We start from the raw sequence: 17920 nt of genomic DNA, 5'->3' as shown, positions 1-17920 counted from the left end.
GGCCGGGAGCCGCGAGCGGCACCGGAGCCGTGCGGCTTCCCCGGACGGTTTCCGCGGCCGGTTTCCCCGGACGGCGTGCATTCTTGAGCCATGCGCCGCCGTCTGATCAATTCCACGCTCGCCGTGGTACTCGTCGTCATCGCCGTCTTCGGGGTCTCCCTCGTCATCGTCGAGACCCGCACCATCAGCAACAGCGCCCAGGAGTCCGTCGACTCCGAGGCGCTGCGGCTGGTGAGCGTCATCGAGGGCCGCCTCGGCATCGAGGGCACCATCGGCCGCGACGTCCTGGTCAAACAGATCGGCGGCCACCGCTACGCCCGCATCGACATCCCCGGCCGCGCCCCCCTCGAAATCGGCGCCCGCCCCGCAGGCGGTGTCATCGAGGGCACGGCCAGCGGCGAGCGCGGCGAGACCGTCACCGTCCAGGAGTCCCGCTCGACCGTCACCCGCGAGGTCGGCCGCACCCTGCTGATCATCGGCGCGGTGGCCCTCCTCGCCGTCGTCGCCGCCGTCCTGCTCGCGGTACGCCAGGCCAACCGGCTCGCCTCCCCCCTCACCGACCTCGCCGAGACCGCCGAACGCCTCGGCTCCGGCGACCCCCGCCCGCGCCACAAGAGGTACGGCGTCCCCGAACTCGACCGGGTCGCCGACGTCCTGGACTCCTCCGCCGAACGCATCGGCCGCATGCTCACCGCCGAGCGCCGGCTCGCCGCCGACGCCTCCCACCAGCTCCGCACCCCCCTCACCGCACTGTCCATGCGGCTGGAGGAGATCACGCTCACCGACGACCCCGAGACGGTCAAGGAAGAGGCGACCATCGCCCTCACCCAGGTGGAGCGGCTCACCGACGTCGTGGAACGGCTGCTCACCAACTCCCGCGACCCGCGCACCGGCTCGGCCGTCGCCTTCGACCTCGACGAAGTGATCAAGCAGCAGATCGAGGAGTGGCGGCCCGCCTACCGCAGCGGCGGACGGGCGATCGTACGGTCGGGAAAGAAGGACCTGCGGGCCGTCGGCACCCCCGGAGCCGTCGCCCAGGTGCTCGCCGCACTCATCGAGAACTCGCTCATGCACGGCGGCGGCACCGTCGCCCTGCGCTCCCGCGTCACCGGCAATCAGGCCGTCATCGAGGTCACCGACGAGGGCCCGGGCGTCCCCGCCGAACTCGGCGCGCGGATCTTCGAGCGCACCATCAGCGGCCGCAACTCCACCGGCATCGGCCTCGCCGTCGCCCGCGACCTCGCCGAGGCGGACGGCGGCAGGCTGGAACTGCTCCAGCAGAAACCCGCCGTCTTCGCCCTGTTCCTCAGCACCGTCGTACCCGACAGCAGGCGCGACGCGGAGACGGGCGGCAAAACGATCAGGTGAGCCGGCCCGGCGCCGACGAAGCGGCCGGCGCGGCGGCGGACGAGGAGTGCGCCGCAACCGGGACCTGCGTCGCCGCCTGCGTCAGGGACTCCGCCTGCCCGACGGCCCCCTTCGCCGGCGGCGTCCGGAACACCCACGTCCGGTAGGACCAGAAGCGGAACAGGGTCGCCACCCCGATCCCGAACACCTTGAAGAAGTTGCTCTGCAGCGGAGTGTTCCAGCCGAAGCCGTACGTCGCCGCGAACAGCAGCCCGTTCTCGATCACCGCGCCGACCACGCTGAACAGCAGGAAGAGCGACAGCTCCCTGGCCCGGCCGCTCTTGTCGCGGTCGCGGTAGGTGAAGTACCGGAAACCCAGATAGTTGAAGAGCACCGCGATCACGGTGGCCAGCAGGCTCGCCCGCACCACCTGCAGATCGGTGGTGTGCCGCAGCACATTGAAGGCAGCCATGTTGACCAGCAGGCCCAGACCGCCCACCGCACCGAACTTGACGACCTCGCGCGCGAGCTGCTCCAACCGCGTCCGCAGCGCCGTGCCGCCAGGCTCGCTCATGATGTCCGTCGACCCCGTTCGGTTGATGTCGTCAACCCAGCCATGCTAACCGTCACCCCGCATGCGGCGGGGAGACGTGTTCCTTCCGGTGGCCACGAACCTCCGGAACGACGACGGAAGCCCGACGCGACCACTCCCCGCCCTTGTGCGTTCCTACGAAGGACCACCCGTCCCGGGTGGTGGGTGCCTACGGATACCCTGTCCGGGTGACGTTCCCGGTAGTCGGCATGGTCGGTGGCGGTCAGCTCGCCCGTATGACCCACGAGGCGGGCATCCCCCTCGGCATCAAGTTCAAGATCCTCAGCGACACCCCCCAGGATTCGGCGGCCCAAGTGGTCGGCGACGTCGTCATCGGCGACTATCGCGACCTGGACACCCTGCGCGCCTTCGCGCGCGGCTGCGACGTGATCACCTTCGATCACGAGCACGTCCCCACCGAACACCTGCGGGCCCTGGAGGCGGACGGCATCCCCGTCCGCCCGGGACCCGACGCGCTGGTGCACGCCCAGGACAAGGGGGTGATGCGCGCCAAACTCACCGAGATCGGCGCGCCCTGCCCCCGCCACCGCATCGTCGGCGACCCCGCCGACGTGACGGCCTTCGCGGCGGAGGGAGCGGGTTATCCGGTCATCCTCAAGACCGTGCGCGGCGGGTACGACGGCAAGGGCGTGTGGTTCGTACGGTCCGAGGCGGACGCGCACGAGCCGTTCCGCGCCGGGGTCCCGGTCCTCGCCGAGGAGAAGGTCGACTTCGTCCGCGAACTCGCCGCCAACATCGTGCGCTCCCCGCACGGCCAGGCAGTCGCCTACCCGGTCGTCGAGTCCCAGCAGGTCGACGGCGTCTGCGACACCGTCATCGCCCCCGCACCCGGCCTCTCCGAAGCCCTCTCCGGCGAGGCCCAGCAGCTCGCCATCCGCATCGCCGTCGCCCTCGACGTGGTCGGCCACCTCGCGGTCGAACTCTTCGAGACGAAGGACGGCCGCATCCTCGTCAACGAACTCGCGATGCGCCCGCACAACTCCGGCCACTGGACCCAGGACGGCGCGATCACCTCGCAGTTCGCCAACCACATCCGTGCCGTCCTCGACCTCCCCCTCGGCGACCCGCGCCCGAGGTCGAAGTGGACCGTGATGTGCAACGTGCTCGGCGGCGACTACCCCGACATGTACAAGCCGTACCTGCACGTCATGGCCCGCGACCCGCAGGCGAGGATCCACATGTACGGCAAGGACGTGAAACCCGGCCGCAAGGTCGGCCACGTCAACACCTACGGCGACGACCTCGACGACGTGCTGGAACGCGCCCGTCACGCCGCCGGCTACCTCCGAGGAACGATCGTTGAGTAATCCACTGGTCGGCATCGTCATGGGCTCCGACTCGGACTGGCCCGTCATGGAGGCCGCCGCCACCGCGCTCGCCGAGTTCGAGATCCCCTACGAGGTCGACGTCGTCTCCGCCCACCGGATGCCGCACGAGATGATCGCGTACGGCGAGGAAGCGGCCGGCCGCGGCCTCAAGGCGATCATCGCGGGCGCGGGCGGCGCCGCCCACCTCCCCGGCATGCTCGCCTCGGTGACCCCGCTCCCCGTGATCGGCGTCCCCGTCCCCCTCAAGTACCTGGACGGCATGGACTCCCTGCTGTCCATCGTCCAGATGCCGGCCGGCGTGCCCGTCGCCACCGTCTCCGTCGCCGGCGCCCGCAACGCCGGCCTCCTCGCGGCCCGCATGCTCGCCGCCCACGACCCGGCACTGCTCACCCGCATGCAGGAGTTCCAGCAGGAGCTCAACGCCCAGGCCACCGAGAAGGGCAAGCGGCTGCGCACCAAGGCGATGGGCGCGGACTCCTTCGGCTTCGGGAAGTGAGCGCCGTGAGCAGCCTCTCCGAGGCCCGCGCGCTCCTCGCCGACTTCCCCGTCGTCGACGGCCACAACGACCTCCCCTGGGCGCTGCGCGAGCAGGCCGGCTACGACCTGGACCGCCTCGACATCGGCGCCGACCAGTCCGCCCACCTCCACACGGACCTGGCCCGGCTGAAGTCCGGCTGCGTCGGCGCCCAGTTCTGGTCGGTGTACGTCCGCACCGAGCTCACCGGCGACTCGGCGGTCAGCGCCACCCTCGAACAGATCGACGTCGTCGGCCAACTGCTCGCCCGTTACCCGGACCACCTGGTCCGCGCGCTGTCGGCCGACGACATGGAGTCCGCCCGCAGGGACGGCCGCATCGCCTCCCTGATGGGCGCCGAGGGCGGCCACTCGATCAACAACTCCCTCGCCACCCTGCGCGCCCTGCACACCCTCGGCGTCCGCTACATGACGCTCACCCACAACGACAACACGCCGTGGGCCGACAGCGCGACGGACACCCCCGTCGTCGGCGGCCTCTCCGCCTTCGGCCGTGAGGTCGTACGGGAGATGAACCGCGTCGGCATGCTGGTGGACCTGTCCCACGTGGCGGCCACGACCATGCGCGACGCGCTGGACACCTCCGAGGCCCCGGTCCTCTTCTCGCACTCCTCCGCGCGCGCGGTCTGCGACCACCCGCGCAACATCCCGGACGAGATCCTCTCCCGCCTGCCCGCCAACGGGGGCGTGGCGATGGCCACCTTCGTACCGAAGTTCATCCTGCCCGCCGCCGTCGAGTGGACGCTGCGCGCGGACGAGAACATGCGCGCCCACGGCCTGGACGCCCTCGACACCACCACAGAGGGCATGAAGGTCCAGCGCGCCTTCGAGGCCGGGAACCCCCGCCCGATGGCCAACGCGGCCACGGTCGCCGACCACCTCGACCACATGCGCGAGGTCGCCGGCATCGACCACATCGGCATCGGCGGCGACTTCGACGGCACGGCCTTCACCCCGGCGGGCCTGGAGGACGTCTCCGGCTACCCGAACCTGATCGCCGAGCTGCTCACCCGCGGCTGGTCCACCGCCGACCTCGCCCAGCTCACCTGGCAGAACGCGGTCCGCGTCCTGCGCGACGCGGAATCCGTGGCCCGCGACCTCCAGTCCCGCCGCACCCCGTCGAACGCGACGCTCGAACAGCTGGACGGCTGAGCCACCCGCTTCCCCCAGAGCCATACCGGACCGACGCCGCGCAGCCCACCCGCCCCTGCCTCGCACCGGTGCGAGGCAGGGGCGGAGGCGTTCAGACCACCGAACGAAGCCGGACCCTCTCACGGGCAGTGGCCGGTGCACCGAGCCCCAGCACCCCGTCGATCGCGAGCCGCGCCCGGTCCGGGGCATCTGGCATCAGGTCACTGTAATAGCGCTCCGTAAAGCTCACGGAAGAGTGCCCGAGCCAGGCCGAGACCTCTGTCACCGACACCCCCTGAGAAAAGAGGGACGCCGCGTAGAAGTGCCGGAAACTGTGCGGTTTGAAGTAGTCGACACCGGCCGTGATCAGAGCGGGCTTCCAGATTTTCTCGTACCAGTAGTACGGGTACAGCAGCCCGGTCCGGGTGACGTTGGCGAACAGCAGTCCGTCCGGGCTCCAGGTTCCGTGGTCCCTGAGCTGCCGCCGCAATGCCAGAGCCACGATGTCTGGCAGCGGTACCTCCCTGCCCCGGTCACCCTCCTCGCGCCACTTGATGTGGCGTAGCCGCATCCGGCCGTACTTGCCGGTGCCTGTGTCCCCGTCGCAGGCCACCTGCCGGTCGACCGTGATCACCTTGCGGTGCGGATGAATTCGGTCGGCCGCCATACCCATGGCCTCACCGAGCCGGAGCCCGCAACCGGCCATCAGCCAGAACATCCCGCGATAGCGCTCGGGCGCCGCGCTGGTGACGGCGTGTACGACCACCGTGGTAGGGACCTGGGCCTCTGCGCGCTGGTCGCGATAGACCTGAGCCCGGCTGTCGGGCAGCTGGATGCCGCGGCACGGGTTCGCTTCGATGAGCCCGCCTTCCACGGCCCATGCAAACACTGACATCACGATGTTGAAGCGAAACCGTGTAGTGGACGGCTTGTACGCACGGGTGTCGATGAGCCAGAGCACCCACTCCGTAATGTCCGACGGGCTCACCAACCCGACGGGGCGCGAGCCGAAGAAGGGTTCCACGCTCCTCGCCAGAATGGTCCGGTACTGCTTGACGCTGCTGTTCTCCACTCCCCGAGTGGTGGCCCAGCGCTCGAAGACCGAGACGAAGGGCTCAACCCCCGCCGACTCGTTCCCGGGACTGCTCATGTTCTTCGCCCTCCAGACACCGTCTGGCCTTTGCGGTCAGACGGTCCGCGGGTTTGCCTGGTGGCCCGGCGAGGAAGCCCATGGCGCGGGCCCGGCGGATACGTCCACTGATGGTGTTCCTGCTCATCCCCCACGCGGCTGCCAGCCGTGTGACCGGACTCCGGTACCCCTGCTCCACCAAAGAGACGTACTCACGGGCCATCAGGGCGTAGTCGTGGTCGGTCTCAACCCTGACGGGCACAGTCCCCCCGCCCGGGCCATCGGCCGAGCGGCTGAACCGTGCCCTGAGCTCCTTCGTCGTTCTGCGGATCTCCGACAGCGAGATGGACCGCATCAGCTCCGCTGTGATGCCGTCCGACTCCTTCGCGGCATCCAGATCCGCCGGCGGGTCGATACGGAGACTGGACGGACCGTCCCACGGCGCACTCAGCACACTCACCACAGTGAGCCGCCACCCGTACAACTCGGCTTCGTGGATGAGGTTTTCCCCCTCCACCCGCCAGCCCGCGGGAAGTTCGCCGTCCTTGTGCGCATCCGTCATCCGTTCAAACTAGCGCGGCACACAGTGGCCACCACGTGCCGGGAGGCCCCCGGTCACGAGAAGGAATCTAGAACACGCAACACGGTTCCTGCCGTGTTTCGTGTTCCATTGACCCATGCGGGTGGGCGGTCAAACAGGTGAACGAAGGAGAGAGAGCGCCCCGGTGGGGACGCCCTCTCTCCTCGTGTGTCTCTTTGCCGTACCGGTTACTTCGGCAGGTTCCGCGCCATCACGATGCGCTGGATCTGGTTCGTGCCCTCGTACAGCTGCGTGATCTTGGCGTCGCGCATCATCCGCTCCACCGGGTAGTCACGGGTGTAGCCGTAGCCGCCGAGGAGCTGGATGGCGTCCAGGGTGATCTCCATGGCGGCGTCCGAGGCGTAGCACTTGGCGGCGGCGCCGAAGAAGGTCAGGTCCTCCTTGTCGCCGCCGGCGGCGACGCGCTCGGACCTGGCGGCTGCCGCGTAGGTGAGCTGGCGGGCCGCCTCCAGCTTCATGGCCATGTCGGCCAGCATGAACTGGACGCCCTGGAAGTCGCCGATCGGCTTGCCGAACTGCTTGCGCTCCTGGACGTAGCCCTTGGCGTAGTCCAGTGCGCCCTGGGCGATGCCGAGGGCCTGGGCCGCGATGGTGATGCGGGTGTGGTCCAGGGTCTTCATCGCGGTCGCGAAGCCGGTGCCCTCCTCGCCGATCATGCGGTCGGCGGGGATGCGCACGTTGTCGAGGTAGACCTCGCGGGTGGGGGAGCCCTTGATGCCGAGCTTCTTTTCCGGGGCGCCGAAGGAGACGCCCTCGTCGGACTTCTCCACGACGAAGGCGGAGATGCCCTTGGAGCGCTTCTCGGGATCGGTGACGGCCATCACCGTGTAGTACTCGGACTCGCCCGCGTTGGTGATCCAGCGCTTCACGCCGTTGAGCACCCAGAAGTCGCCGTCGCGCACCGCGCGCGTCTTCATGCCGGCCGCGTCCGAACCGGCGTCCGGCTCGGAGAGGCAGTACGAGAACATCGCGTCGCCCTTGGCGAGCGGCGCCAGGTACTTCTTCTTGAGCTCCTCGGAGCCCGAGAGGATGACCGGGAGGGAGCCCAGCTTGTTGACGGCGGGGATGAGGGAGGAGGAGGCGCAGACCCGGGCGACCTCTTCGATCACGATGACCGTGGCGAGCGCGTCCGCACCGGCGCCGCCGTACGCCTCGGGGACGTGCACCGCCTGGAGGTCGGCGGCGACCAGCGCGTCCAGGGCCTCCTTCGGGAAGCGGGCGTTCTCGTCGACCTCGGCGGCGTGCGGAGCGATCTTCGCCTCGGCGAGCGCGCGCACCGTTTCACGGAGCATGTCGTGCTCTTCGGACGTGCGGTACAGGTCGAAATCGGGCGAACCTGCCAAGGTCTCTCACTCCCAAAGGTGCTAACTACCGTTAAGTAACCTGATCGGTAATCCTGATTTTAGGGGCTGCGGGCGATCCAGGGATACGTGAGTTTGCCGACAGCACCGCCGCGGGGCCGAATTTCCCCCTCCGGGCACCCGGATATGCTCGGGCGCGTTGTCCCGTCCGTATCGCTAGGAGCACGACATGGCCCTCAAGATCACCGTGATCGGCACCGGCTACCTCGGCGCCACGCACGCCGCGGCCATGGCGGAGCTCGGGTTCGAGGTGCTCGGGCTGGACATCGTGCCCGAGAAGATCGAGATGCTGTCGGCGGGACGGGTGCCGATCTACGAGCCGGGCCTCGAAGAGCTGCTCCAGCGCCACGTCCAGGGGCTCCCGGGGTCCAGCGGGCGGCTGCGCTTCACGACGGACTGGGCGGAGGTCGGTGCGTTCGGCGACGTGCACTTCGTCTGTACGAACACGCCGCAGAAGCACGGCGAGTACGCCTGCGACATGAGCTACGTGAACAGCGCCTTCGCCTCCCTCGCACCGCACCTGAAGAGCGACGCGCTGGTGGTGGGCAAGTCGACCGTGCCGGTGGGCTCGGCTGCACGGCTCAAGGAGCTGCTGGCCGCGCAGGCGCCCGAGGGCGTCGAGCTGGCCTGGAACCCGGAGTTCCTGCGCGAGGGCTTCGCCGTCGAGGACACCCTGCACCCGGACCGGATCGTGGTCGGCGTGGAGAGCGAGCGCGCCGAGAAGATCCTGCGCGAGGTGTACGCGACACCGCTGGGGGAGGGCTCGCCCTTCGTGGTCACCGACTTCCCGACGGCCGAGCTGGTGAAGACCGCGGCCAACTCCTTCCTGGCCACGAAGATCTCCTTCATCAACGCCATGGCCGAGGTCTGCGAGGCCGCCGATGGCGACGTGGCGAAGCTGGCCGAGGCCATCGGGCACGACGACCGGATCGGGAAGAAGTTCCTGCGGGCCGGGATCGGCTTCGGCGGCGGCTGCCTGCCCAAGGACATCCGGGCGTTCATGGCACGGGCCGGCGAGCTCGGCGCGGACCAGGCGCTGACCTTCCTGCGCGAGGTCGACTCCATCAATATGCGGCGCCGCGGGCACATGGTCGAGCTGGCCAGGGAGGCACTCGGTGACGTCGGCTTCCTGGGCAAGCGGGTCGCGGTGCTGGGCGCCACGTTCAAGCCCGACTCGGACGACGTACGGGACTCGCCCGCACTGAACGTCGCCGGGCAGATCCACCTCCAGGGCGGTCAGGTGACCGTGTACGACCCCAAGGGCATGGCCAACGCCCGCCGCGTCTTCCCGACCCTCGGGTACGCCGACTCCGCGCTCGACGCGGTGCGCGGCGCGGACGTGGTGCTGCACCTCACCGAGTGGAGCGAGTTCCGCGAGCTGGACCCGGAGGAGCTGGGCAGCGCCGTCGCGCACCGCCTCATCCTGGACGGGCGCAACGCCCTGGACGCGGCGAAGTGGCGCGAGGCCGGGTGGACGTACCGGGCGATGGGCCGCCCGAAGGCCTGACGCCGGCGGAGCCGTCGGCCGGCGGCCCGGTGCCTGCCCGGTGCCTGCGCGGCCGCCGCCTGCGCTCAGCCGTCCATCTCCTCGATCCGCGCGGTGGACGGACCGCGGCGCTCCTGCGCCGCCCGGGCGGCGAACTCCATGTCGCGCAGCACCCGCAGGAGATTGCCCCAGGTGAGCCTGGCCAGATCGGCCTCCGGCCAGCCGCGCTCCAGGAGTTCGGCGATCACGAGCGGGTAGCCGGCCGCGTCGGTCAGCCCGGCGGGGTGGCCGGAGCCCGTGTCGTACGTACCGGAGAGGCCGACGCAGTCCGGGCCCGCCAGCGAGCGGACGTGGTCGAGGTGGTCGGCGACGTCGTGCACCGAGGAGCCGGTGGCGTCGGCGGAGAACGGCACCATGCACAGGCCGCCGTTGGCGTGCACGGCGCGCAGCACGTCGTCGGGGACGTTCGCCGGGTGGCTGTTGAGGGCCGCGGCTCCGGAACGGGTGAAGACCACCGGTGCCTTGGTCACGGTGAGGGTCGCGCGGGCGGTCTCGGGCGTGGCACCGCTGAGGTCGACGAGCATGCCGATCCGGTTCATCTCCCGTACGACTTCCTGTCCGAACCTGGTCAGCCCGGTGGGCGGCGCCCAGGCGGTTCCGGTGAGGGTGAGGATGCGTACGCCCAGGGCGTGCAGGGAGCGCAGGGCGCCGAGCGAGTCGCCGATGGCGGTGGCCTGGGCCGGGCCGAGCAGGGAGGCGATCCTGCCGCAGGACCTGGCGGCGCCGATCTCGCCCGCGCTCAGTGCGAGGCGCAGGCCCTCGGGGTGGCTGCGGACGAGTGCCAGGACGCGGTCGATCTGCTCCAGCGTGAGGGCGGCCGTGCAGTCGCGTTCCCGGTCGCCGTGCGGTGCCGGGCCGGGGGAAGCCGGTCCCGCCGTGGAAGCCGGTCCCGCGGTGGGCGTCGGTCCGGCGCCCGGTGCGGCTCGGGCGTCCGGGGCCGGACCTGTGGGCTGCTGCGTCGTCCCTGCGCCCTGCCGGCCGTAGGTGTGCAGCGACCAGAACTGGGCGCCGATCCCGCCGGAGCGGAGCCGGGGAAGGTCGGTGTCGAGGGTGCTCTCGCCCAGTTCTATGTCGGACCAGGGGACGGAGCGCAGCGCCCAGGCGAGCCCGTTGTGGCCGTCGGCCACGGGGTGGGCGGCGAGCAGCGCGCGGGCCGGTTCCAGCGGTGGTTCGGGGGCGGGGGACGCGTCGGCCGGGGACGCGTCGGGCGCCGGGTCCGGGGCGGGGTCCGGGTCCCGGTCGGGCGCCGTGTCGTGGGCCGGAGTGTGCGGCCGCTCCGTCTGCTCCGTACGGGAGGTGGCGGTCGGCTCCCGGGCCGGCTGGCCCGCGGCGGGGGAGGCTTGCGGGTCGTCCTGTAGCAGTGCCATGAGAGGGCTCCGGTGTCGCGACGGCAATAGGGCAACCGTGGCACGGGAGCGCCGGGGGTTCGCGGCGGGTGAGCCGTTCGGGGGACGGAGGGAAGGGGCGGGGAGGCGAGCGGGACGAGGCAGCCCGCCCCTGGAGGGGCGGGCTGTTTCGTCCGGCCGGATCGCCTGGTGTGCGCTCCCGAGGGGACCGCCCTTCCCCGCGGTGGGGCGGGGAGGTGCCTCAGCCGCCCCTCCCCCGCGGGGGAGGGGCCTCAGCCGGCTTTCCCCACGCCGGGGAGGTGGCTCAGCCGCCCCCCCCCGCGCGGGGGGACGTGGCTCAGCGGTCCGCGGTGACGGTGACCGGCTCGTCGTTCTTGATCTGCTTGACCAGCTGCTGCATCTTCGCCTTGTCCCAGACGAGGTTGCTGCCGCGCATGCCGGAGATCGGCATGTTCATCGACTTGCCCTCGCCGCCCTGCACGCCCTTCATGGCGAAGAACATCTCGCCCAGGTCGAACAGCCCAATGTCCTTGTCGACGACGAGCGTGTCCAGGCCCGCGCCCAGCATCGGGTACAGGGAGAACGGGTTGAGGACCGTGCCCGGGGTGGCCGCCTGCGAGGCAAGGGCCGACAGGAACTTCTGCTGGTTCTTGGTGCGCTCCAGGTCGGAGGAGAAGGCGTACCGGGTGCGGACGAAGGCGAGCGCCTGTTCGCCGTTGAGGGTCTGCTTGCCGGCCTGGAAGTCGGCGCCCGACTTCTTGTCCTTGAACGCCTTCGGGATGTCGAGTTCGACGCCGCCCAGCGCGTCCACGATGTTCGCGAAGCCGGCGAAGCCGATCTCCGCGTAGTGGTCGATGCGCAGACCGGTGTTGTGCTCGACGGTACGGACCAGGAGCTGGGGGCCGTCCTCGGCGTACGCGGCGTTCAGCTTCACCCGGCGGCCCGTGCCCTCGCGGCGCTTGCCGGACTGGGAACCGACGAAGGACGGGATCTCCACGTCCGAGTCGCGGGGCAGCGAGACCATGGTGTTCCCGCTGGAACAGGACGCCAGGATCATCATCGAGTCGGTGCGCTTGCCGTCGGCGGAGCCGGTGTGCAGCCTCTTCTTGTCCTCGGCGGTCATGCCCTCGCGGCTGTCGGAGCCGACGATGAGGTACGTGGTGCAGTCGCCCTCCTCCGGCCGGTCGATCACCTTGGAGAGGTCGACCTCGCGGCGGACCTTGGAGTCGGCCCAGAAGTAGGTGCCGATCGAGGTGATCGCGAGGACCGCGGCGACGGTGATCGCGCCGACCTTGATCCGGCGGCCCCAGTTCGGGGCGGGGCGCGGGCCGCGGCCGCCGCCGGAGCGGTTGCCTCCGCCGCCGTAGACCTGGCCCGTGTTGTAGCCGTCGTCGCGGCTGCCGCGCTGGGCGCCGCCGTCCCACACGGGGTAGTCGTCGTCGTACCCCTGCGACTGCTGCGCCGGGACACCGGGCGGCGGAGCCGTGGGGCGCTGGGGAGCGGGCCGCGGGGCCTGGCCGCGCTGCACATGCCGCATCACCTGGGGGCCCTCGGGCTGCGCGCCTGCGCTGCCGCGGCCGTACCGGTCGTTGCGGTCGTCGTTTCGTGCACTGGGCCAGTCGCTCATGTGCTCAGTGTGCGGGCTATGTGGCGGTGGCCAGAAGTCCGGGTGGGAAATCGGGGCCTGGCTGTTGCAGAGCTGATGCAATGTGCACGCGCATAAAGTAGAGGGCATGACAGTTCAGGTCCAGACCCCGGAAGACCCCCTTCCGGGCAAGCCCACCTCCGCGTCCCGCACCACGCTGAGCCACATCATGACCGCTGCGGAAACGAATCTTCTCGGCACTGTGCACGGTGGCGTGATCATGAAGCTCGTGGACGACGCGGCGGGTGCGGTGGCCGGGCGGCACTCCGGCGGCCCGGCCGTCACGGCCTCGATGGACGAGATGGTGTTCCTGGAGCCGGTGCAGGTCGGCGATCTCGTCCACGTGAAGGCCCAGTGCAACTGGACCGGCCGCTCCTCGATGGAGATCGGCGTGCGGGTGCTGGCCGAGCGGTGGAACGAGTCGACGCCCGCCCAGCAGGTCGGCTCCGCCTACCTGGTCTTTGCCGCCGTCGACGCGGACGGCAAGACGCGCCCCGTACCGCCGGTGATCCCGGAGACGGAGCGCGACCAGCGGCGTTACCAGGAGGCCCAGATCCGCCGCACCCACAGGCTGGCGCGCCGCCGCGCCATCAAGGAACTGCGCGACCGCCGCGCCGCCGACGGCCTCAACGACTAGCCGTCGCCCTCAACGGCTAGCCGTCGCCCTCAACGACCAGCCGTCGCCCTCGACGACTAGCCGTCGCCCTCAACGACCAGCCGTCGGCCTCGGCACACAGCCGTCGCACAGTCGACACACAGCCGGCCGACGGCCGCGACGACCACCCGCACCGCACGTTCCCGCACGCTAGGGGCAGACCACCTGGTCGCCCGTCGTCACGCCGAACTCGCCCCGGTAGGGGTCCTCCGCCCGGACCCGTGTCACGGCCCGGAAGTCCGCGCCCGCCGTGACCCGCATGAGGCTGCCCTGGCCCTTGACCGCCTTCAGTTCGCAGCCCGGCAGTGCCGTCGCCAGGGACTTGGCGGACCGGTCCCAGCGGGGGTCGTAGCTGAGGAGGGTGCGAGTGAGGTCCCGGCGGGCCCCGTTGCCCGGGACGCCGGTGGTGCGGAAGCCGGTGCCGCGCAGCGCGGCGTCGACCCGCTTGCCCAGGCCCGGCGTACGCGTCCCGTTGTCGACCTGCACGCGGACCTGCTGGGGGGAGACGTCGACGGTCGTCGCCGGGGGCTGCTTGGGCCGGGGTGCGGCCAGCGGCCGGTCGTCGCGCAGGGCCTGGAAGAGCTTCTTCGACTTGGCGGCGTCCCACTTCAGGGTGGAGCCGATGCCCTTGACGTGGTGGCCCATCTCGCCGATCGGCACCGAGGCGAACTCCGAGGACGCCGGGGAGAAGCCCCGCATCGCCCGGGCGAGGGCGAACATCTCCGCCGTACCGAACCCGCTGTCGGCCCGTACCGAGCCGAGCAGGGTCTGGGCCACCTCACGGAACTTCACCGGGTTGACGAGGGCGCCGCCGTCCGTGGCCCTGGCGATGAAGGCCGCGAGGAAGCGCTGCTGGCGCTGCATCCGGCCCAGGTCGGACGCCCCGTCGATGTGCCGGGAACGTACGTACTGGAGGGCTTCGCCGCCGCCGAGCCGGTGCGTGCCGGGGGCCAGGTCCAGGCCGGTGTTGGCGTCCTTCAGCGGGGTCGAGGTGCAGATCTCCACGCCGCCGAGCACGTCCACCGTCTTCATGAAGCTGGTGAAGTCGACCTCCAGATAGTGGTCGATCTTGACGCCCGTCATCTGTTCGACGGTGCGGGTGGTGAGGGCCGGGCCGCCCTCCGCGTACGCCGCGTTCAGTTTGACCGGGTGGGCCTTGTGATGGTCGCCGGTCGTCTCGTCGGTGTGCTCGGGCAGCTCGGCGTAACTGTCGCGGGGGAGGCTGACGACGCTGGCGCGCTCCCGGTCCTGCGAGACGTGCACGACCATGACCGTGTCGGTGCAGTGGCAGGGGGCGCCGCCCAGCCGGTACTTCTGCCGCTCCTCGGGGGTGATCCGGTCGCGGCCGTCGGTGCCGACCAGCAGGAAGTTCATGCCGTACCCGGACTCGGGTCTGTTCTTCATGTCCTTGAACGGGTCGACCCGGCTGATCTGCGTGTTCATGCTGGTCATCAGCGCGTGCCCGATGCCGCCCGCGCCCAGGACCAGCACCGACAGGGTGGTCGCCGCCCGCATGCCCCAGCGCGGCCTCTCGTCCTGCCGACGGCGGCGCTCCCTGGCCGGCCGCTCCTGGGACAGGGGCGTGCGCCGGCGGCGCTCTCGCGGACGCGGAGCTGGCGGACGGGGCGGAACGGGCACGGGGGACACCTCCGCGGGGCACAGGACGGGGATCGCGTGCACCGTATGCCGATACGATCTCCAGCCCGGTGCACCGGCACGGCCGCCGCGCGAGGCTGTCCCCCGTTCGCGGTAACGTGAGCCGATGTGAACGCCATCCCCGCCGCCGCCCCCGCGGTCTCCGTGATCATGCCGGTCCTCAACGAGGAGCGGCACCTGCGCAACTCGGTCCGCCACATCCTGGAGCAGGAGTACGACGGCGAGATGGAGGTGGTGATCGCGCTCGGCCCCTCCACGGACCGCACCGACGAGATCGCCGCCGAGCTGGTACGGGGAGACCCGCGCGTGCACACCGTGCCGAATCCCACGGGCCGCACCCCCGCCGCCCTCAACGCCGCCATCAAGGCCTCCCGGCACCCCGTCGTCGTCCGCGTCGACGGCCACGGCATGCTCTCCGCCGACTACATCGCCACCGCCGTCCGCCTCCTGGAGGAGACCGGCGCGCAGAACGTCGGCGGCATCATGCACGCCGAGGGCGAGAACGCCTGGGAAGAGGCCGTCGCCGCGGCCATGACCTCGAAGATCGGCGTCGGCAACGCCGCCTTCCACACCGGCGGCGCCGCCCAGCAGGCCGAGACCGTCTACCTGGGCGTCTTCCGCCGCGAGGCCCTGGAGCAGCAGGGCGGCTACAACGAGGAGTTCATCCGCGCCCAGGACTGGGAGCTGAACTTCCGTATCCGTGAGGCCGGCGGGCTGATCTGGTTCTCGCCCGAGCTGAAGGTGCAGTACCGCCCGCGCCCGAGCATCAAGGCGCTCGCCAAGCAGTACAAGGACTACGGCCGCTGGCGGCACGTCGTCGCCCGCTACCACTCCGGCTCCATCAACCTGCGCTACCTCGCCCCGCCGACCGCCGTGTGCGCGATCGCGGCGGGCGCCGTGGTGGGTGCGCTCGTCACCCCGTGGGGCTTCGTGGTTCCGGCCGGCTACCTGGCCGCGATCACCGCGGGCTCCCTGCCGGCCGGCAAGGGCCTGTCGCTGAAGGCCCGCGCGCAGATCCCCGTCGCACTCGCCACCATGCACATGTCGTGGGGGTACGGCTTCCTGACCTCGCCGAAGTCCCTCGCCAAGCGCGTCATCGCGAGCCGCCGCCCGGCCGTCCAGGGGCAGGGCGCCGGCGTCTGACCGTACGTATGCGAAGGGGGCCAGGTCCGCACGGACCCGGCCCCCTTCGCATCCCCGCGGACCCTAGTCCTTGCCGTTCCAGCGGTACGGGGCGTAGACGTCCATGCACGCCTTGGTGTCGTCGCCGGTGACGGCTTCCGCGCTCTCGGGGACGTCGCCCGCGGTGGGTGCCGCGGCCTTCGGGAAGACGTCGCCGGTGCGCCAGTCCGAGCCGACGACCAGGGTGACGCCGGAGGACGCCGAGGACTTCTTCACGGCGGTGGCCGGGATGCCCAGCGACTTGGCGACGGCCTGGGCGTCGCCCTCCAGCTCGGCGCTGGGGTAGGTGACCGTGGTGTGCTCGGAGGCCGGGCGCTCCCGGCTGGCCGTCGCACGGGAGTAACCCTTGCCGGTGAGGAGGCCGGCGACGGTGGAGGCGCGGCCCCGGGCGGCCGCGCGGGTGTCGGTGCCGGTGCCGTTCTGCACGGAGACCGCGAGCTCGCCGGGGGCGGTCATCGGCGTCTTGGGCGCCGGGCCCGCAGGCTTGTTGCCCGGCTGCTTGCCGTCGGCCGTGCCGCCGTTCCGGTCACCGTTCCTGTCGAAGGGGATGTCGTCGCGGAGCATCGTCAGGACCTTCGAGGCGTCCTTCTCGGAGACGATGTAGTGGTTCCTGTCCTGCGGGTCGATGATCGTCGGCAGCGACGTCATGGTGATGCTGTCGGACGGTACGTCCTTGAGCTGCATCGCCAGGTCGAAGAGCTTGCCTACCGACTTGATCTCGTCGGACACCACGAGGGCCTTGGTGGCCGCTTCCGCGAGCCCGGTCAGCCGGCCCGCGTCGGTGAACGCGTTCTGCGACTTGAGCTCCCGCAGCATCGAGTTCATGTACATGTGCTGCGCCTTGGCGCGGCCCTTGTCGCTCTCGAACGCATGCCGGGTGCGCAGCCACTTCAGCGCGTCCTCGCCCTGGATCCGGTGGGTGCCCGCCGGGAGCTTCAGGTGCGAGCCGCCCTTGACGCCCGGCTTGGAGCGGTCCCAGACGCCCTGCTTGAGGCAGACCTCGACACCGCCGACCGCGTCCGACATCTTCACCACACCGGAGAAGTCGATCATCATCCAGTGGTCGATGTAGACGTTCGTGAGCTGCTGCCAGGTGTCCAGGACGCAGCTCGGACCGCCGCGGGCCAGGGCCTGGTTGATGATCTTGTTGGTCTTGGGGAACGTCTCGCCGGTCTTCTCGTCCTTGCACTCGGGGATGTTCACCCGGGTGTCGCGGGGGATGCTCACCACGGAGGCGTGCTTGCGGTCGGCGGAGACGTGCAGCAGCTTCTGCACGTCGGCCAGGGGCTTGTTGCCCACCGACTCCTTGCTGCCGCCGAGTTCCAGGTTCCCCTTGGTGTTACGGCTGTCGGAGCCGATGAGGAGGATGTTGAGCGGGGTCTGCCCGGCGGCATTCGCCTCGGGCTTGGGCGGGCCGTCGTTGTTGCTGCGGTTGCCGCCGCGCAGGTTGGAGTCGAGGTGGCGGACGTAGAGGTAGCCGGCGGCGGCCGTGCCGAGGATCAGCACGGCCACGGTTATCGCGGTCCAGCGCAGGATGCGCTTCTTCCTGCTCCTGCCCTCGCCGCCGTTGCCGCCGCCGGGGCGCCTGCGCCTGCCGGCACCGCCCCCGCGGCGGCCGCCGTCGTCGGGGCCCGCCGGGTCCCGGCCCGCCGCTGCGTCCGGCGGACCGCTCTCCCCGTGCGCCGCGCCCTCGTAGAGACTCTCGTCCCAGCCGAGGCTGCGCGCGCGGGTCCCCTCCCCGTGCACCCTGCTGCTGCCCACCGGGCCCCCACCCACTCCCATTCGGATTCTTCTCAAGCCCGGTGACCGGCGGTCACTTGGCGCACAGCGGCTTGTCCGCACTCAC

Annotated in this window: 15 protein-coding genes; 7 read left to right on the top strand and 8 right to left on the bottom strand. The window is 70.9% G+C overall.

The window, feature by feature from the left end:
- Positions 1–90: 90 nt before the first annotated feature.
- Positions 91–1368 (top strand): ATP-binding protein, encoded by a 1278-nt coding sequence (locus ACFWVV_RS28640; protein ID WP_384355202.1) that lies wholly within the window; start codon positions 91–93, stop codon positions 1366–1368.
- Here ACFWVV_RS28640 and ACFWVV_RS28635 read toward each other — a convergent pair.
- Positions 1361–1921, bottom strand: coding sequence for a GtrA family protein (locus ACFWVV_RS28635; RefSeq protein ID WP_384355204.1), 561 nt, complete (start codon positions 1919–1921; stop codon positions 1361–1363). The two genes, ACFWVV_RS28640 and ACFWVV_RS28635, sit on opposite strands and share 8 nt — an antisense overlap.
- A 206-nt stretch (positions 1922–2127) precedes the next feature.
- Here ACFWVV_RS28635 and ACFWVV_RS28630 point away from each other — a divergent pair, with 206 nt between their 5' ends.
- Genes ACFWVV_RS28630 through ACFWVV_RS28620 form a run of 3 tightly spaced genes read left to right on the top strand, consistent with a single transcriptional unit; the run spans position 2128 to position 4974 of the window.
- The gene (locus tag ACFWVV_RS28630; RefSeq protein WP_384355206.1) at positions 2128–3267 is read left to right on the top strand and encodes a 5-(carboxyamino)imidazole ribonucleotide synthase; all 1140 of its coding nucleotides are present in this window, start codon (positions 2128–2130) and stop codon (positions 3265–3267) included.
- Between the two features lie 19 nt (positions 3268–3286).
- Positions 3287–3784, top strand: a complete 498-nt coding sequence (gene purE, locus ACFWVV_RS28625; RefSeq protein ID WP_384355273.1) for a 5-(carboxyamino)imidazole ribonucleotide mutase — start codon at positions 3287–3289, stop codon at positions 3782–3784.
- 5 nt (positions 3785–3789) lie between these two features.
- Positions 3790–4974: a dipeptidase gene (locus ACFWVV_RS28620; RefSeq protein ID WP_384355208.1), complete on the top strand. Its 1185-nt coding sequence runs from the start codon at positions 3790–3792 to the stop codon at positions 4972–4974.
- Positions 4975–5065: 91 nt separating this feature from the next.
- On the opposite strand, the gene ACFWVV_RS28615 is transcribed toward ACFWVV_RS28620, so the two are convergent.
- The 3 genes from ACFWVV_RS28615 to ACFWVV_RS28605 form a co-directional block, all read right to left on the bottom strand.
- Complete coding sequence (locus ACFWVV_RS28615; RefSeq protein WP_384355210.1) at positions 5066–6103, bottom strand: tyrosine-type recombinase/integrase; 1038 nt, start codon at positions 6101–6103, stop codon at positions 5066–5068.
- Positions 6069–6644: a hypothetical protein gene (locus tag ACFWVV_RS28610; protein WP_384355212.1), complete on the bottom strand. Its 576-nt coding sequence runs from the start codon at positions 6642–6644 to the stop codon at positions 6069–6071. The genes ACFWVV_RS28615 and ACFWVV_RS28610 overlap by 35 nt, the downstream gene beginning before the upstream one ends.
- Positions 6645–6850: 206 nt before the next feature.
- Positions 6851–8026 carry an acyl-CoA dehydrogenase family protein gene (locus ACFWVV_RS28605; protein ID WP_384355214.1) on the bottom strand — a complete coding sequence of 392 codons (1176 nt, stop codon included), beginning with the start codon at positions 8024–8026 and terminating at the stop codon, positions 6851–6853.
- Between the two features lie 187 nt (positions 8027–8213).
- Here ACFWVV_RS28605 and ACFWVV_RS28600 point away from each other — a divergent pair, with 187 nt between their 5' ends.
- Complete coding sequence (locus tag ACFWVV_RS28600) at positions 8214–9551, top strand: UDP-glucose dehydrogenase family protein (protein ID WP_384355216.1); 1338 nt, start codon at positions 8214–8216, stop codon at positions 9549–9551.
- A gap of 65 nt (positions 9552–9616) precedes the next feature.
- On the opposite strand, the gene ACFWVV_RS28595 is transcribed toward ACFWVV_RS28600, so the two are convergent.
- Both ACFWVV_RS28595 and ACFWVV_RS28590 read right to left on the bottom strand, forming a co-directional pair.
- Positions 9617–10957, bottom strand: coding sequence for a membrane dipeptidase (locus ACFWVV_RS28595; RefSeq protein ID WP_384355218.1), 1341 nt, complete (start codon positions 10955–10957; stop codon positions 9617–9619).
- Positions 10958–11273: 316 nt separating this feature from the next.
- On the bottom strand, positions 11274–12563 hold the full coding sequence (locus ACFWVV_RS28590) for an LCP family protein (protein ID WP_384355220.1): 1290 nt from the start codon (positions 12561–12563) through the stop codon (positions 11274–11276).
- 106 nt (positions 12564–12669) lie between these two features.
- On the opposite strand from ACFWVV_RS28590, the gene ACFWVV_RS28585 reads away from it, so the two are divergent.
- The gene (locus ACFWVV_RS28585; RefSeq protein WP_384355222.1) at positions 12670–13218 is read left to right on the top strand and encodes an acyl-CoA thioesterase; all 549 of its coding nucleotides are present in this window, start codon (positions 12670–12672) and stop codon (positions 13216–13218) included.
- 168 nt (positions 13219–13386) lie between these two features.
- On the opposite strand, the gene ACFWVV_RS28580 is transcribed toward ACFWVV_RS28585, so the two are convergent.
- The gene (locus ACFWVV_RS28580; RefSeq protein WP_384355275.1) at positions 13387–14751 is read right to left on the bottom strand and encodes an LCP family protein; all 1365 of its coding nucleotides are present in this window, start codon (positions 14749–14751) and stop codon (positions 13387–13389) included.
- A 258-nt stretch (positions 14752–15009) separates the two neighbouring features.
- Here ACFWVV_RS28580 and ACFWVV_RS28575 point away from each other — a divergent pair, with 258 nt between their 5' ends.
- Entirely contained in the window at positions 15010–16035 is a 1026-nt protein-coding gene (locus tag ACFWVV_RS28575; protein WP_384355277.1) for a glycosyltransferase family 2 protein, read from the top strand.
- A gap of 63 nt (positions 16036–16098) precedes the next feature.
- Here ACFWVV_RS28575 and ACFWVV_RS28570 read toward each other — a convergent pair whose 3' ends face one another.
- Positions 16099–17835, bottom strand: coding sequence for an LCP family protein (locus ACFWVV_RS28570; RefSeq protein ID WP_384355224.1), 1737 nt, complete (start codon positions 17833–17835; stop codon positions 16099–16101).
- Between the last annotated feature and the right edge of the window lie 85 nt (positions 17836–17920).

Source organism: Streptomyces sp. NPDC058663, from assembly GCF_042716745.1.
GTDB lineage: Bacteria > Actinomycetota > Actinomycetes > Streptomycetales > Streptomycetaceae > Streptomyces.
The sequence above is the reverse complement of the archived record's forward strand: the minus strand, read 5'-3'. Positions and strand labels throughout refer to the sequence as shown.

Excerpts from the sequence above, each read along its gene's own strand:
- ACFWVV_RS28585 (WP_384355222.1), top strand. The coding sequence starts at position 12,670 with ATGACAGTTCAGGTCCAGACCCCGGAAGACCCCCTTCCGGGCAAGCCC.
- ACFWVV_RS28610 (WP_384355212.1), bottom strand. The coding sequence starts at position 6,644 with ATGACGGATGCGCACAAGGACGGCGAACTTCCCGCGGGCTGGCGGGTG.
- ACFWVV_RS28635 (WP_384355204.1), bottom strand. The coding sequence starts at position 1,921 with ATGAGCGAGCCTGGCGGCACGGCGCTGCGGACGCGGTTGGAGCAGCTC.
- ACFWVV_RS28590 (WP_384355220.1), bottom strand. The coding sequence starts at position 12,563 with ATGAGCGACTGGCCCAGTGCACGAAACGACGACCGCAACGACCGGTAC.
- ACFWVV_RS28595 (WP_384355218.1), bottom strand. The coding sequence starts at position 10,957 with ATGGCACTGCTACAGGACGACCCGCAAGCCTCCCCCGCCGCGGGCCAG.
- ACFWVV_RS28580 (WP_384355275.1), bottom strand. The coding sequence starts at position 14,751 with ATGCGGGCGGCGACCACCCTGTCGGTGCTGGTCCTGGGCGCGGGCGGC.
- purE (WP_384355273.1), top strand. The coding sequence starts at position 3,287 with ATGGGCTCCGACTCGGACTGGCCCGTCATGGAGGCCGCCGCCACCGCG.
- ACFWVV_RS28600 (WP_384355216.1), top strand. The coding sequence starts at position 8,214 with ATGGCCCTCAAGATCACCGTGATCGGCACCGGCTACCTCGGCGCCACG.
- ACFWVV_RS28640 (WP_384355202.1), top strand. The coding sequence starts at position 91 with ATGCGCCGCCGTCTGATCAATTCCACGCTCGCCGTGGTACTCGTCGTC.
- ACFWVV_RS28615 (WP_384355210.1), bottom strand. The coding sequence starts at position 6,103 with ATGAGCAGTCCCGGGAACGAGTCGGCGGGGGTTGAGCCCTTCGTCTCG.